Source organism: Endozoicomonas sp., assembly GCF_965196975.1.
Lineage (GTDB): Bacteria > Pseudomonadota > Gammaproteobacteria > Pseudomonadales > Endozoicomonadaceae > Endozoicomonas.
In genome coordinates, this window is the sequence record NZ_OZ239981.1 from 5,089,542 (window position 1) to 5,104,784 (window position 15,243).

The following is a 15,243-nucleotide window of genomic DNA, read 5'->3' on the forward strand; positions in this document are numbered from 1 at the left end:
CTTAGCTACTCAGAGGGCCACCGACAACGGATTGCAGTGGCGTATATGCTTAAATTCAACCTCAAAGAGAGCTTCCTGGCAATTTGCCATTATATTGGCGCCGATCTCGTCAGTGAAGATATAGAAGCGCTTACCCGTGATGGACAGGAGTTTGATCTTCGCTGTCTGCAAAGGGCTGCAGCCTATTGCGGGCTGAATGTTGTAAAAAGTCAAAGGGACTTGATTGATCTTTCAGAAGATGACCTTCCCTGTATTCTTCAGTTAAAGAAAAAGCACTTCATGATTGTCACGGAGATTCGTGAAGGTGAGTGTTTTGTTGCCTCCCGCAAACAGAATATTGGTATCTGGATGCCAATAGCCAGACTGGTCAATGTCTATTCAGGCGTGATCTATCGTTTCACTGAACGGAAAGAAAGGACATTTCTGGTCAAATCATTAATGCCAGCCTGGTTTCGTGATCAGATGGGAGAGCTCTGGCCACACTATGTGCAGGTACTCCTGGCAACGTTCATGGTTAACCTGTTGACTCTGGCATTACCGCTGTTTACGAACATGGTTTTTGACAAGCTCATACCCACATTTGCGACAGATACATTGTTGACGGTCAGCATTGGCATGCTGTGTGTTGTGGCTTTCGATTTTATACTGCGCTGGTTACGTAGCTTTTTTGTGGATGATGCATGCCGGCTTATTGAGAAGCGGAGTGAGCAGTTCATTCTAGGGCGGTTGGTCCAGTTGAAACAGAGTGAGCTACCAGATTCTCCAGGCAGAATAACCCATGCGATTGAAAATTTTTCGCGGGTCAAAGAATTTCTCTCTGGTACCGTTATTCTATCCATCCTGGATGTTCCATTTTTCCTGCTGTTTACTCTGGTTATTGGGTTGATTGGGGGCGCAATGGTGATGGTTCCTCTGGTGATTGCCGCCTGTCTTGTGCCCATTACTATTGTCAGTTACCGACGATCACGGGAGCAGGCCAATCAACTGACTAAGGCGAATAACGCAAAAAGCACATTCCTTTATGAGGTCAGCTCAGAGCTGGAAGCCATCAAAACGCTGGGAGCCAGCCGAAAAGCACTGGCCCGCTGGCGAGGGTTGGTAACGAATTCGGCCAGTGCATCGTTGTCCAGCAAGCAGGCAAATGTCCTGCTGAATACTGTGATTGCCAGTGCTACTCAGTGTGTCGTGATTGGTATGCTGGTACTTGGCGTTTACCAGATCCACAGTGGTAGCATTTCTCCAGGAACGCTCTTTGCCTGTATTATTCTTGGCAGTCGGGCGATTGCTCCATTGATGAATCTGGCAATGGCCGTTAACCGATTGAATTTCTCGCTTAAGTCATTAAAAGAAATTAATGAGCTTCTTGGGCTCTCTGGTGAAGATGATAATAACGACAAGATCAATGTTCCGGTTCTGAAAGGCGATATTGAGTTTGAAAAGGTGTCATATCGTTACTCGCCATCTGAGCCTGAAATCTTGAAGGACATTAATCTTAAAATCCGACCAGGTGAGCGTGTCGCTATTCTTGGGGCTTCCGGCTCAGGAAAAAGTACCTTGATTCGAATGTTGCAGGGATTGGTTGAACCTTCGGAAGGGAACATTCTGGTTGATGGACAGAACCTGACTCACTTGAACCTGGAGCATTATCGCAGCCATTGTGCCGTCGCACCTCAAAAACCTTCAGTATTTAGTGGAACCCTGAAAAGTAACCTGATGATTGGCAAAAGCTCTGTATCGACTGAACGTTTGGATGAAGCATGTCATGTAGCTGGCCTGGACGGTTTTGTAAGACAGTGTTCACGAGGATATGCCCATAAGGTTCTGGAGCGGGGGGAAAACCTTTCCGGTGGCCAGCGGCAAGCTCTCTGCCTTGCTCGAGCGATTTTGAGACGTAGCCGCCTGACCATTCTTGATGAGCCTACCAGTGCTTACGATAACTACACTGAAACCCTGTTCTGTCAGCGTTTACCCAGCATACTGCAAGATAATCAAACTTTGATTCTGATCACTCACCGAATGAATCTTTTGCAGCTGGTGGATCGTATTATTGTGATGGCAGAAGGGCGTATCATCGCCGATGATAATAGAAACCGCGTTCTGGAGGAGCTTTCTCAGTCCTCTACTGCATCGACAGTGTAAGAGAATACTTGCCTGCTTTTAGGTTGGGATGGGCGCTTCAAAATAACTTCTGCTTGCCAGCTTCCGGGTTGATCTACCGGGTTGGGCATTCCCATGTAGTAGAAGTTTTGCGCCTTGCTGGTCTTGAGTTTATCAAATGTTTTGGATTTTACTGTTTCCCCGTCTGGGGATGTGATGCTGAGGGTTACCTGGGAGCCTGCAGGAAGCCCAATGAATCTTACCCAGGCAAATAGGTTCTCGCTGTCATCATTGGTGCCTTGATTAAATTCTCCGCTCTCTATGTCCCGGTAGCTGACTGGAGGCCGGTCATTGACCCCATAATCCAGTAAAAAGCCTGACTGGTAAATTACCTGCTCAAAGGCATCCTCACTCCAGAGGTTATTTTCAGTATCTTCACATAGGGAGAAACGTTGTAACCCAGTGAATGGGTCTGTGGTCTGTCCAAGGTATTGCACTTGAAAATGGACGTGAGGGAACTGAGTTAAACCTGAAAGACCAATATCCCCCAATTTCTGTCCGCTGGTAACGATATCTCCTTTTTGAACCATCAGGCTTTCCCGCTTGAGATGCCCATAGAGAGTGCGCCAGCCATCGTTGTGTTCAATAACAACCGCATTACCAAGCCCTATTTTACTGATCTCATCACGCTTTTTTTGATCAAGGTAGATATCAGGCACGCCATCACGGATGGCAACCACGGTGCCGTCCGCAGCAGCAAGCACTGCTATGCCTGAAGCCATTTGAGGAAGGTTTATGATTCTGATGTCAGTTCCGGTGTGGCCATTATAGGTCTGGTGACCACAGTGATAATCCCGGTAAGCGTCTGTCGGATCGTTATCAACGTAATTCTGAATAATGCAGTCAACGCCGTAATCACAATCGACAGGAAAGATGAACTGAGGCTTTTCAGCGGCGGAAACAGACGTTGTCAGACACCAGATCAATTGAAATAGCTGTCTTTTCATGAGTGTTCAGGCTGGTCGGTATTTAAAGTTTATTTTTTAGATCAACGACCGCTTTGGTCAGAGCGTTAAAGAGTTTGTCCAGCCTGGATTGACGCTTCTCAGTTTTCTGATTTTCTTCCTGTACAATTTCCGAGAGGCTTTGCAGTTGTTCTGAGCAGTCTTCTATCTGGCTGGCAACATCATTGAACTCTTTCGAAGAGCTGATCACTTTATCTGTGAGCGTATTTTTTACGCCAGCAACACTCTCACTGGTTTTCAGCTGACTTTGATGAAGTGTTTTCTGTTCATTTAGCAGTGCAGTGACAATCTGAACCAGTCGGTGTTTGCTTTCTTGGACTGCACCCAGGGCTTCAATGCTGGCATCGGTCTGGGTAGTGTATAGCTGGCGTAGTTTTTCAGTCTCTCTACGCTGCAGCTCTGTTTCAGTCAGTTGACTGGACTGCAACTCAACCACGCTTCCAAGGTGTTCTCCAGCCTGTTGTACGGTTCCGGAAATTAACGACGTTTGTTCAATCATTTCCTTATGGTTGGTACTGATGAGCGTTGTCAGTTCATTCCACTGCTTTTCACCGACAGATCCATGCTCAGCAATGCCTTTCAAAATAGTGGATATATTTCCTAGCTGTTGATTAATCTGACTCAGCTGACTGTTATCAATCACCGGAGCTGGTGCAGTACCGGTTGATATGGTCTGTGAACCACTGACGCTCATTCCACCGCCGGCAAGGTGCTCTACGGTGTGCTGTGCAAGCCAGTTTTCCATGGCGGAAGAGAAATAGCTGCTGGCTTTGTTCAGGTTAAGTTGAAGAATGCCCAGTACCAAAGAAGTACTCAGCCCCATCAACGATGATCCGAACGCGGTACTCATACCACCGAGAGGACCTTCAAGGCCTTTGATGAGTTTTACCAGAGTGGTCATAATATCAACATCACCACCGAGGCCCTCAGCCAGGTCTGCCAGGATGCCCCCTATGGAACCGATGGTAATGGTCAGACCCAGGAAGGTACCGAGCAGTCCGATAAAGACCAGTAAGTCTGTGAAGTAACGAATGAACGCAATCTTCTCATCAAGACTGTCCTGAAGAGAGTCTATCAGTGCTCTGGTTGCTGGTGCAGAGAGTTTGATCAGGCCCAATGAGGCAACGTTGTTTCTGAGCAGAACAACGGTTGTCGACATTAGGTGCATTTTCAGCTTGGGTGGCTGGCTCTCTTCGTCTCCAAACAAGATGTCATCCAGGCTGGCAATTACCTGTACGTCATCTTTCAGGTGAGATACGTACAAAAAAGAGAGAAAAGAGCCAAGGACGAAAACGAATAGAATGGTTCCGTTCAATGGCAGGTTCGACATGAGTGCAGGACCAAAGAAGTCCCTTGTAAAGAAAACCAGCCCTATGGTAGCAACTACTACGCCGCTCATTTTCTTCAGAAAGCCAACAATCCTTTGTGGGTCGGCAATATGCAGCTCAGACATGTCCCTGTTTACCTTTTGGTCTGCCTTTGTTCTAAACCAGAGCAAGTCCGGGCTCTGAAAGGGTTTTAACTATCTTGCAAACTTCGGATTGTGTTGATGACATCATTCAGATAGAAACGGATGTCTAATACGCTTTTGTAAAAGTCGTACTGAAAAACAGCGCTTTGAATGCGGCTGATATGGTAATCACCCTGGGCCGTTGTTATGTCCAGCAGTGTTTTCTCGCCAAGCTCGAACTCTTTATAGTAGAGGTCAACGATTTCACGGTTGGTTTCCATTGCCCGGTCATTCACAACCTTTTCATCCATCAGTTTTAAGGTGGAGCTGTAAGCTTCTTCCACCTTTTTCTCCAGTGTTAGCGCTGCTTCCCGAAGACGATACTCTGCCTGCATAACTCTGGCATTGCTTTCATCAACTTTTCGACGTGTTTTAAAGCCATCCCAGAGCTTATAGGTCATGGTCACCAGACCAGATTCTGTTGTCTTCCAAGCGGCTGATGTGTCCTGCGAAAACTCTCTGGTTGTTTCAAGCTTAAGACCGAATGAAGGATAAAGGTCTGATTTGGCCTTATCCCTATTTTCTTCAGCGGAATGAATATTGGCCTTAAGTGCTTGAATCTGGTAACTCCTGCTGGTCGCAAATTCAACCAATTGTTCGAGAGTGTGTTCAATCACAATACCGTCAAGCACTGGGGAAGTGAGGTTGTCTGGCTCAATCCCTGTCAGGCTTTTGAATGTTTTTCTGGCAAAGGTCAGGTCAGTTTTGTATTGAATCAGTTCCAATTCAGCGTTCTGACTCAAACTGTTCAGGCGTTGTACATCCGATTTACTTGCTGCACCTGCCTCGTTTCGTGTCTCAAGAATACCCAGAAAGCGTTTATAGAACGCAATATTCTCTTCCACAAAGTCAATAACTTCTTCTAGTTTGAGAATTTCCAGATAGGCTTTTGTGGTCAGAAGCGCCAGTTTCTCACTTCCATCTTTGTAGGTATGCTCAGCAGCAGTGAGTTTGTGCTTTCTGGAATCTACGGTATTGGAGATACGGCCAAAATCATAAACTACCTGATTCAAGCTAACCGTTGATTTTGTTTTATCCTCCCACTCACTGCCAGTACTTCTGGACTTTCCTTTTTCGGCTTGCCAGGTAATAGCGGGCTGATAATCAGAATAACTCTGGCGTAATCTGGCTTTATTCACATCAACGGACGCTTCGAGAGATTTGACTATGGGGTTAAACTCCAGAGCTCTGTCAACAGCCTCTGTTAATGTGAGTGCATGAGCTGGGGTCAGGAGCAGTAATGAAGAAACTCCCACCAAACATTTCAGCTTCATAAGGTTAGTTCCGCCTGTATCCGTTTTATACTGGAAATAATCCCTGTTTTCATCGGCCAGAGCCGTGAGAGCTGTAATGGAATTTGGCTACTTCAGGTGGCCAGAATAATGCAGTACTGATCAAGAAAGGGTGCGTTCAGGCGATAAAATAAGGAGACGATTTTTCGGGCGACATGCTTGTACTGAAAACCAGCAAGGTTGTTCAGATAGTCATTAATCACAACACTGTTGATCCGCTGGTGGAGCGTAATGGCGAAACAACCCGAAAGTAACCCATGGCCCGGATTCGTAGATGCGCTTTCAACAACGCTACTGGTATTTGTATTCCTGGTGGTGGTACTGATTCTGGTGGTAACCGCACTGAGTGTGCAGGTTGGCTTTGATATAGCAAAGTCGGTTATTCAAACGGATAAGAAAAGTGCAGGGACTCTGGATGCTCTGGATATTGGCCAGCAGGCTTCAGTAGAAGCAGACTTTGATAAGGAAATTGTTTCTGAAGCATTGGAAGTGAATCTGGAAAGTCAGGTTAATACCGAGTTGAAGGATAAGCTGATACGTATCAAATATCAGGACTTCAATGCCAAGTTATCTGAAGCTGCAAGGGCAGAGCTTGATAAATGGTTGAAAGAAAATCTAGATAAGATTCAGGAAAAGACAATCTATATCATCAGTCTACTTAATAGTTCTGAAATAGCCAAAACGGTTAATTATGAAGTGTCATTCAGTCGAATAACATTAATCCGATCTATTTTAACCAAACAGGGTGTTCCTTCGGGAAATATTAAAATCAGGCTTGATGACTCAGGAACCGATCAGCGAAACGAAGTTATCATCAAAGTAGTGGAGAAAGACTCATGAAGCCACTACTGAATCGTATGCAACATCGGTTATTTACTCGGTACTCCATTATTTTTGTCATCAGTTTTATTGTACTTTTTTTCCTGATCTGGTCTGCCGTTGTTCAAATTGACGTAGTCGTGAAAAGTGATGGTCGGGTGACGACCTTCAGTAATAATCGGGTCGTTGAGCATCTTGAGGGAGGAATCTTAACGGGTTTGCACGTGACGGAAGGTCAGCGTGTCAGCAAGGATATGGTGCTGTTTTCAGTAATGAATCCTACTTTAACCGAGAATATCAGTATCTTGAAGCAGAAGCTCAGAGGACTGGTTGCCAAGGCTCAGCGGTTGTATGCGGAAATGACCGGAGAGGATCTGACGGCCTCAATTGAGCAGATTTCACAGAATGATGAATATTATCTGAATGAGCTGGAACTTTATAAAAAGCGCATTAAAAAGCTAAACGGGCAGGTATCTATTGTTCGTCAACAGATTAGCAAAGAAGAAGCTCAACTGTCAGAGCTTGATCAGGTGATCAAGGATATGAATAACGAGCGTGCAGTTGCCCAGAAACAGCTGGATATTCTTTCTACCCTTTTACGAAAAGGTGCGGGATCTGTTCAGAACCAACTGGAAAAGAAGATGGTTCTGTTAAAAATTGAAACCCGGATAAACCAGTCCATGAAGCAGATTCCTGTTATTGAGGCACGACTTGCCGAATTGCGTTTAAAGCAAAACAAGCTTTCGACAGATTTTCGTGAAGAAGCTCAACACGAATACAATAAAATTCGTTTGGATATTGCCCAGATTCAGGAACAGATTCGTTCATCCAGGGAGCGAGAGGTGCGTGAAAAGGTTGCTGCACCGGTGACAGGTACTCTGCATACCCTGCATGTCAATACCATTGGTGAAGTAGTACCCTCGGGCACGGTATTGGCTGAGATTGTTCCAGATGGTGTTCCCCTGATGGTGGAAGCTATGGTGGCGCCTTATGATCGAGCTAAGGTCTGGCCCGGGCAGGAGGTCAATGTCCGTGTATCGGCCTATGACTATACAACCTATGGTTCCCTTAAAGGGAAGGTTCTTGAGGTCAGTGCGGATACTTATAAGGACGATATCACTGCCAAACATTATTACAAGGCAATGATTGAAACGGAGAGTTCTGGTTTTGATAAAAACAGCCAGCTGATTCCGGGCATGACCGTTGAGTTAAATATTCTGGCTGGAAAGCGGACTCTGCTGGGATATTTAATGGGGCCTTTATCAGAGTCAATCCGCTTCACGGCAACGGATACCTGAATAGCGCTGTTTTTCTTTTTCTGAAAGTTTGTCAATTGCTTTCAGGTGGCATTGAGGGTTATCAGAACAATAAAAAAGAGTAAAGAAGCGACTCTTGTTAGTATCAAGTGGAATCATAAGAAAAGATAGCTGCTCAGGCAGTTGAGCAAGGCCACATATCTCACAGGAACCAAACTGCAAACACTGGAATTTTCTTGACATAATCCAGTCTGAAAATGGTTGTTGAAATGCTTTCTAAAGAAATTGACTAAACGTGACGCTATTAAGATAGCACTGAATGGTGATTTGTTTCTCTTGGTGACATCTTATTAGTAACACTTACTCAAATATATAGGTTTTGTAAATTTGGTGTTTGTGCTCAAAGCTCTGGTATTCGTGATAATAGCCATAGTTGGCATGCAAAGTGATTATATTAGGTTGAAAGGATACAACTCAGTACCGGTTCCAGGAAGGAAGTACAGGCCAAGGATGGCCTCCCCAGGGAAATAATAACAACAACGAGGAAGTACTGAGATTATAGCCCCGCCAGTCGGGGCTTTGTTTTTTGCAGAAAACGGTAGGTAGTCGTTTTTGGCAGTGGATTTACACTTATTCTCTTATGCCCCCTTTTCCTTATACTGCCCAGCATTTCGTGTTTGACAGACAGAACCTTATGAATGTTAAAAAGTGTCTTTTTGGGCTGATCGTATCGTTGAGCCTGACGGGCTGTATTACCTTCCCAACAGAAGATTCAGGAAAGGTACAGGTCATCTGGGATGAAACGGATCGAATTGAAGGATGTGAGTTGAAGGGAACCGTCTATGGTTCTGAAGGCCATTTTTACGATTACTGGCTGCACAGTGATCGCGATATGGTCTGGGGCACTATTAATCAGATGAGTATAAAGGCTGTGGAAATGGATGCGGACACGCTGTATCTCTATCGGCCATTTGGTTTTTTAAGTTCAGTAACCATGATGGCGAATGCCTATAATTGCAGTCATGCTGATAAAATCAGATAGTTGAAATAGTTATTCCTCATGGGTTTTGCTCTGCAAAGCCCAGTTGATCTTATTCCTTTTGGCTGCGTGCTTTTTGTCCGGTAAATAAGTTAATTAAAGTCTGCCTATAAAATAACTACCTCTCTGGCTTAAGACTTGATTTTGACCCGTGTTGAACTTGGTGCTATTAAAATAATCATTCGTAACCTCTAATTGCTGAAAGAATCCTGAGTTTTTTTGGTTTTATCCAGTCATAAAGTCTCCCCTGTCTTACGGTTAAAGGGGGTGCTCTCTCTGAATGATTGAAACAATAGTGCTCTATTTTCACAGCTACTATGGGAACACCACTCATAATAGTTAACTGTCATGCCCGCTTCTGTTATTTCCAGCTCTACCAAAAGCATCGTTTTGCAAATTGAAGTTTCTATAGATTCAGGCAACATGCTGAATCTTGAAGATAGTTTACAGCGTGCACTCAATGAAGCCGGGCAGCTTGGAACAAAAGAGTTATTGGGGCTATTTGAATCACCCAATAAAGAACCTATCGTCGTTAATCAGCAGAAGTGGAACTACAAAGGAAAGGTTCTTAAGCACTATGAAACCTTATACGGTCGTATACCTTTGGAGCGCTCCGTATATCAGGGTGTCAGAGGTGGCAGTACTCTGGCAGCACTTGATCTTCGTGCCGGTATTATTGGTTCAGCTACCCCCAAATTTGCCAAGTCTATCGCCTGGAAATACAGCCAGATGCCAGCGCCTGCGGTAAAAGAAGATTTTGAGACCAACCATCAAAGGACGCTTTCAAATTCTTATATCAAGCATTTATCGGACAGAGTAGGTGCATTAATTGAAGACCAGCAAGACACTCACTACCACCTTCCTCCACTAAAAGAGCCTGTTGAAAAAATAGCCATTGGTCTGGATGGAACCTGCATGCTGCTTTGTGAAGAAGGCTGGAGGGAAGCCATGTGTGGGACATTGAGCCTATATTCTGCAGATGGAGACAGGCTCCACACGATATATACAGCCAGTTCGCCAGAGTATGGTAAACAAAGCTTTATGAGCAAGCTCGACGAGGAGATTGCAGATCTAAAACGACTCTACCCAAATGCCACATACATCGGGGTAGCTGACGGGGCTAGAGAAAACTGGAGTTATTTGAAACAACATACCTCTGGGCAGATACTCGATTTTTATCATGCATCTGAATATTTAGCTGGAGCAGCGGAAGCACTGTTTCCAACCAGTAAGGCGAAGCGACACCAGTGGCTTGAAGACAGGCTACATAGTTTGAAAAACAAGCGTGGAGCAGCCAAAAAAATCCTTCAGGAAATTGAATCAGCCGAGCTCCCGAAAAAGACAATCGCACTGACAGAGAAGCGCTACAAAGCTGTGAGCTATTTTACAAACAATCACCAGTTAATGAATTATCATCAGGCGCTTAAACGCCATTGGCCAATAGGTTCAGGAGTTACTGAAGCGGCTTGTAAGACTCTGGTAAAGCAACGATTATGTGGTTCTGGAATGAGGTGGAAAGCAACAGGAGCGGAAGTGCTTTTGACAACAAGAGCACTGATCCAGAGTAAGGGGCGCTGGGAACAACTTTGGTCTGAGTTCATGACTGGAAAGGTTGAAGCTAACCTATGAGTCAGTTATCAAATTGAGAGAGCACCCGTTAAAGGTAAAATTAAGGCCTATTATTTACATAAGGAGTGTAAAGAATTAAGGAGTGCTTTCGTGTTTCCCTTTCGACATGTTTTTTCTATTACCGTTGTTTGCTTTCTATTATTTTGCCAGCCAGTTCATGCACTTATGGATAAAGAGGGCTCAGATTGTCACCAGACTCCAATGGGATTGAACTCGATTCGATCAGCCTTTCAGAAGTGGGAGTATGGTCGTAAGAATCCGGAAACTTATCGTGAACTTGCGCCTAAAGCGCTTATTGAGCATTACCGAAGCTGGCAGGAATACAATAAGCTGCCTGCCCATACCCGTGATGACAGGGCTGCTCAGGCAATGATATCGACCTTTCGTCGCTGGAATGAGGCGAGATAGGCCGATCTTGCAAGTAGCGTTAACGTTGGTTTGGAGTAATGCCCAGTCCCTTCAGAATTATCCGGGTTAACGTCTCTGTTGCCTGATCGTAGTCAAACTGCTCAAGCTTGTCTTTCCCAAGGGCCTGGGCGATCTGGTAGGAAAAATCTGCATAATGCTGAGTGGATGACCAGAGCAGAAAGATCAGGTGCACAGGATCGACCGGATCCATTTTCCCTTGGTCAGACCAGGCCTTGAATACCTGTGCCCGTCCACGAAACCACGTTCGATAATCTTCACCAAAATATTCCGTCAGATGAGGGCCGCCATTGATGATCTCCTGGGCAAAGATTCTGGATGCCAGGGGATTCTTTCGGGAGAACATGATTTTGGTATGTATATAGGCTGCCAGTGCTTCTTCTGGGGCATCCTCGGGACTCAAACGGTTAAAGCTCTGATCCCATAGCTTAAGGATGTTCGACAGAACGGCAGCATACAGCGAGAGTTTACTGCTGAAGTAGTAGTGAACGTTGGCTTTGGGAAGGTTTGCCCGTTCAGCGATACGCTGCATGGTAGCGCCCTTAAAGCCGTGGGTCACAAACTCTTGTTCGGCAGCGGCCAGAATGCTTTTTTTATTATTTTCCCGAATCTTGCCGGGACGGTATTTTTTCGCAACTGCTTCCATATGCTCATTCAATCCTGCTAATGGTTGTAACCTCAGGTGATGAGAGAAGAAGTATCATTCCTGATACCGGCATGGCCGGGAGGGTGATACCAAGCCGGTATGATACTTCAAAAGCAGTATGTTTCGATATTACAAATGCACTTTTATCAAGCCCTGCCACACTCGTTCATTCCAGCCACTTACGCCAAACTTGTTGTGCCAGTAACGATATTCGGTGCCTACATAAACGGTATGCTCACTACCCCAGAGATTGCCCAGGTCATATTTGAGTTGCAGATGGGTCTGCCAGTTTGAGGCAACATCTGCGCCGTTATTTTTCGTTTTACTGACCCAGTCGATCCAGCCATCAAAGAGAAACTTCTGATTGCCGAGTTCAATGGGTACTGCCCATGCGGGAGAAACCTGGTAGTTACTGTCGTAGTTTTCATTGGATCGACTGTATGCGTTCAGCTTCAGGAACTTGAATCCGGGCACATCGAAGTCAACGCCTGCACCGACCAGATAGTTAGTCTGGTTCACGTTTTTATTGCTGCCCATTTCAATCTGTGTTGAGAGATAAAAATCTTTGATCGGTCCACTGTCCCAGTCCATTCCCATCAAGTTGGGAATACTGAAGCGTGGATGCAGTTCTGACCAGACTTCACTGTTGTTATCCCCTTCCGTTGCCCTCAAGCGATCCATAAAGAAGAATACATCCCCCCAGCTATGGCCACTGGCATGCTCCAGGGTCAAGGTGACCTTTTTCTTATCTTCTTCAGCACCTTCAAAGGTTGAGCCATAGAGTAGGCTGATGCTGTTATCACTCCAGAGGGTTTTAGCTTCAGCTTTTATAGAGGTTAGTGCCAGTACAGAGGCAAAGGCGGTTATCGTTTTTTTCATTTTCATGGTGACTTCCTTTTGGGTTGTTATTTTCAGGACAAAGCTTCCCTGACACTGAAGGCCTAGGCCTTCAGCGGTGGATTCTTGGAATTAGGAATTAATAGATGGTGGAAACGTCAGACCTGCTCGGCAACCGCAGGAGAAACGTGTTCTTCTTTTGCTTCATCAGATGGCAGGAGAAGACTCAGGAGAATGGCAGAGAGGCCTCCGGAAGTGACTGCCGAGCCAAAAATGTTCTGCACCACTTTCGGCATTTCTTTCAACAGATCGGGTACCAGCGTAACCCCCAGTCCAATCCCGAAAGAGACCGCCATAATCAGCAGCTTTCGACGGTCCAGTTGTTCTGCTGCCAGAATCTTGACCCCAGCGGCGGCAACGGTGCCAAACATAACCAGCGTTGCTCCACCCAGAACAGGCTTGGGAATCTGCTGCAGGATGGCACCTACCACAGGGAACAAGCCGAGAATGACCAGAATGCCAGCCACAAAATAACCGACATAACGGCTGGCCACACCAGTCAGTTGAATAACCCCGTTATTCTGGCTGAAGGTGGTGTTGGGGAAGGTATTGAAAACAGCAGCCAGCATGGAGTTGAAACCATCACCCAGAACACCGCCTTTAATGCGACGAAGGTAGTTTTCTCCCTGAATGGGCTGCTTGGAGATCATGCAGTTAGCGGTCAGGTCTCCGGTAGATTCAATGGCTGTGATCAGATAAATGATGGCAATGGGCAGAAAGGCGACCCAGTCAAAAGAGAAGCCATATTTGAAGGGAACGGGAATGCTGAGCCATGGTTGCTGCGAAATCGATTCCATAATGGCTGCAGTGCTGGTTTTACCCATAAACAGGGCCAGAGCCATACCGGTAATCAAACCAATGACAATGGACGACAGTCGCAGCCATTGGTTACTGGATCGATTGAGCATAATGATGACTGCCAGTACCGAACCACCCAGTGCCAGGTTCTGCAGGCTGCCAAAGTCGGGCGCTTTGAATCCTCCAGCCAGATCGGTCATGCCAACCTTTATGAGTGAAATTCCGATAATGGTGATGACAATACCGGTTACCAGAGGCGTAATGATTCTTTTCAGTTTATCAAGAAACTGGGACAGGACTATTTCCACAAACGCACCCAGGAAACAGATACCAAAAATCAAAGAGAGAATTTCTTCAGGCCCTCCCCCCTGACTCTTGGCAATAAACCCCGCTGCGAGTACAGAGCCCAGGAAGGCAAAACTGGTACCCTGAAGGCAGATCATGCCTGCACCAACAGGCCCAAACCGTCGGGCTTGAATAAAGGTACCCACCCCGGAAACGATAAGCGCCATGCTGATCAGGTAGGGAATGTGTTCTCCCAGGCCAAGGACCCCTCCAATGATCAGTGTCGGAGTAATCACTCCGACAAAACTGGCCAGTACATGCTGAAGGGCTGCGAAAAACGCCTGCGGTGCTGGTGGCCGGTCATCCAGTTGATAGATAAGATCCTGATTTCCAGCTTCTGCCTTTTCACTGTGCATATGTTTCCCCTTTCAGCTGTCACCCTGTCAGCTGTTTATTTTTTATAATTGTCAGGCTTGTTAATTGCTGACTAAATCATCAGCTTTTAGTGCTTAAGCAATTAACTGGCCAATTAGTCAGATTTACTGTCGCTTAACAGGATATGGCTTCTAACTATTTGTTTTTTCATCTGTTGATTCATGGATTGCGGTGAATTGAGGAGTAGTTAATAATTACGCCGTAGCGTTAAATGTGTTACCTGCCCAAAAAGCAGGTGATGTGTCAGAGCTGTTGATCTGATACATTCCTAACTTTTTGAGTCATCTATGGCTGTAGTTCAAGTTGCCTGTATCCATTGTCAACAAACGATCAATGTTGTTAAGAACGGGAAAGCTGAAACGGGTCACCAGCGGTATAGATGCAAGGACTGTAATAAGAGCTTCCAACTTGAGTATCGCTATAATGGCAATCTGCCTGGTACTCATGAGCAGATCATAAAGATGACCATGAATGGCTCCGGGGTCAGAGATATCGGACGTGTCCTTGAGATCAGTCCAACGACTGTATTGGCTCATTTAAAAAACTCGACCCGCCAACAGTAACACAACTCCCCTTCGAAAATGCCCAAGTCAAGATTATTTTCGAAATGGATGAGCAGTGGTCATTTGTTGGTAGCAAGAAGCAGCAACGCTGGCTGTTTTATGCATGGGAGCCACGTTTCAAGAAGATCATTGCCCATGCGTTCGGCTCCAGAAGCACAGAGACGCTCAAAAAGCTGTTGGGGCGTCTGGCCCGCTTCAAAGTTAGTTTTTACTGCACAGATGACTGGCAGCCATACACATCCTGTTTACCAGAAGATAAACATATCATTGGAAAGCACTTTACTCAGCGGATTGAGCGGCAGAATCTGACCTTGAGAACTTGCTTGAAACGGTTATCCAGAAGGACTATTTGCTTCTCAAGATCAATAGACATTCATGATAAGGTTATCGGGGAATTTATCTCGCGAAACCACTATCAACAGTTTTGATACATCACCAAAAAGCAGGCATAAAAGTGGTCCTGTTTGGTGCGCATATCTGAAGCTCCGTTTTCACTGTCCGGTCTATAGTGGAGTTATTGAAACTG

15 protein-coding genes are annotated in these 15,243 nt (G+C 45.6%); 7 read left to right on the forward strand and 8 right to left on the reverse strand.

What is annotated here, in order from left to right; translation table 11 throughout:
• Positions 1 to 45: 45 nt before the first annotated feature.
• Entirely contained in the window at positions 46 to 2,139 is a 2,094-nt protein-coding gene (locus ACOCLE_RS22675; protein ID WP_419534357.1) for a peptidase domain-containing ABC transporter, read from the forward strand.
• On the opposite strand, the gene ACOCLE_RS22680 is transcribed toward ACOCLE_RS22675, so the two are convergent.
• The 4 genes from ACOCLE_RS22680 to ACOCLE_RS22695 form a co-directional block, all read right to left on the reverse strand.
• On the reverse strand, positions 2,112 to 3,104 hold the full coding sequence (locus ACOCLE_RS22680) for a peptidoglycan DD-metalloendopeptidase family protein (RefSeq protein WP_419534358.1): 993 nt from the start codon (positions 3,102 to 3,104) through the stop codon (positions 2,112 to 2,114). The two genes, ACOCLE_RS22675 and ACOCLE_RS22680, sit on opposite strands and share 28 nt — an antisense overlap.
• A gap of 22 nt (positions 3,105 to 3,126) precedes the next feature.
• Entirely contained in the window at positions 3,127 to 4,575 is a 1,449-nt protein-coding gene (locus ACOCLE_RS22685; RefSeq protein WP_419534359.1) for a hypothetical protein, read from the reverse strand.
• Positions 4,576 to 4,640: 65 nt separating this feature from the next.
• Positions 4,641 to 5,906, reverse strand: coding sequence for a TolC family protein (locus tag ACOCLE_RS22690; RefSeq protein ID WP_419534360.1), 1,266 nt, complete (start codon positions 5,904 to 5,906; stop codon positions 4,641 to 4,643).
• Positions 5,907 to 5,998: 92 nt separating this feature from the next.
• On the reverse strand, positions 5,999 to 6,127 hold the full coding sequence (locus ACOCLE_RS22695) for a hypothetical protein (protein ID WP_419534361.1): 129 nt from the start codon (positions 6,125 to 6,127) through the stop codon (positions 5,999 to 6,001).
• Positions 6,128 to 6,254: 127 nt separating this feature from the next.
• Here ACOCLE_RS22695 and ACOCLE_RS22700 point away from each other — a divergent pair, with 127 nt between their 5' ends.
• From ACOCLE_RS22700 to ACOCLE_RS22710, 3 genes are all read left to right on the forward strand, one after another.
• Positions 6,255 to 6,764 (forward strand): hypothetical protein, encoded by a 510-nt coding sequence (locus ACOCLE_RS22700; protein WP_419534362.1) that lies wholly within the window; start codon positions 6,255 to 6,257, stop codon positions 6,762 to 6,764.
• Positions 6,761 to 8,041, forward strand: a complete 1,281-nt coding sequence (locus ACOCLE_RS22705) for an HlyD family type I secretion periplasmic adaptor subunit (protein WP_419534363.1) — start codon at positions 6,761 to 6,763, stop codon at positions 8,039 to 8,041. The genes ACOCLE_RS22700 and ACOCLE_RS22705 overlap by 4 nt, the downstream gene beginning before the upstream one ends.
• A 652-nt stretch (positions 8,042 to 8,693) precedes the next feature.
• Positions 8,694 to 9,041 carry a DUF4156 domain-containing protein gene (locus tag ACOCLE_RS22710; RefSeq protein ID WP_419534364.1) on the forward strand — a complete coding sequence of 116 codons (348 nt, stop codon included), beginning with the start codon at positions 8,694 to 8,696 and terminating at the stop codon, positions 9,039 to 9,041.
• A 175-nt stretch (positions 9,042 to 9,216) separates the two neighbouring features.
• Here ACOCLE_RS22710 and ACOCLE_RS22715 read toward each other — a convergent pair whose 3' ends face one another.
• Positions 9,217 to 9,372 (reverse strand): hypothetical protein, encoded by a 156-nt coding sequence (locus ACOCLE_RS22715; RefSeq protein WP_419534365.1) that lies wholly within the window; start codon positions 9,370 to 9,372, stop codon positions 9,217 to 9,219.
• Positions 9,373 to 9,386: 14 nt separating this feature from the next.
• Here ACOCLE_RS22715 and ACOCLE_RS22720 point away from each other — a divergent pair, with 14 nt between their 5' ends.
• Complete coding sequence (locus tag ACOCLE_RS22720; protein WP_419534366.1) at positions 9,387 to 10,667, forward strand: ISKra4 family transposase; 1,281 nt, start codon at positions 9,387 to 9,389, stop codon at positions 10,665 to 10,667.
• Between the two features lie 201 nt (positions 10,668 to 10,868).
• Positions 10,869 to 11,075, forward strand: coding sequence for a hypothetical protein (locus tag ACOCLE_RS22725; RefSeq protein ID WP_419534367.1), 207 nt, complete (start codon positions 10,869 to 10,871; stop codon positions 11,073 to 11,075).
• Positions 11,076 to 11,094: 19 nt separating this feature from the next.
• Here ACOCLE_RS22725 and ACOCLE_RS22730 read toward each other — a convergent pair whose 3' ends face one another.
• From ACOCLE_RS22730 to ACOCLE_RS22740, 3 genes are all read right to left on the reverse strand, one after another.
• Positions 11,095 to 11,739: a TetR/AcrR family transcriptional regulator gene (locus ACOCLE_RS22730; protein WP_419534368.1), complete on the reverse strand. Its 645-nt coding sequence runs from the start codon at positions 11,737 to 11,739 to the stop codon at positions 11,095 to 11,097.
• A gap of 129 nt (positions 11,740 to 11,868) precedes the next feature.
• Entirely contained in the window at positions 11,869 to 12,624 is a 756-nt protein-coding gene (locus ACOCLE_RS22735; protein WP_419534369.1) for an outer membrane protein OmpK, read from the reverse strand.
• A gap of 110 nt (positions 12,625 to 12,734) precedes the next feature.
• Positions 12,735 to 14,135, reverse strand: coding sequence for a nucleobase:cation symporter-2 family protein (locus ACOCLE_RS22740; protein WP_419534370.1), 1,401 nt, complete (start codon positions 14,133 to 14,135; stop codon positions 12,735 to 12,737).
• Positions 14,136 to 14,441: 306 nt separating this feature from the next.
• Between ACOCLE_RS22740 and ACOCLE_RS22745 the strand changes: the two genes are divergently transcribed.
• Positions 14,442 to 15,145, forward strand: a protein-coding gene (locus tag ACOCLE_RS22745) for an IS1 family transposase (protein ID WP_419534371.1) whose coding sequence is annotated in 2 segments (ribosomal slippage) — positions 14,442 to 14,685 and positions 14,685 to 15,145 — 705 coding nt in all. Because the reading frame shifts where the segments join, the coding sequence is not laid out codon by codon here.
• Positions 15,146 to 15,243: the final 98 nt, after the last annotated feature.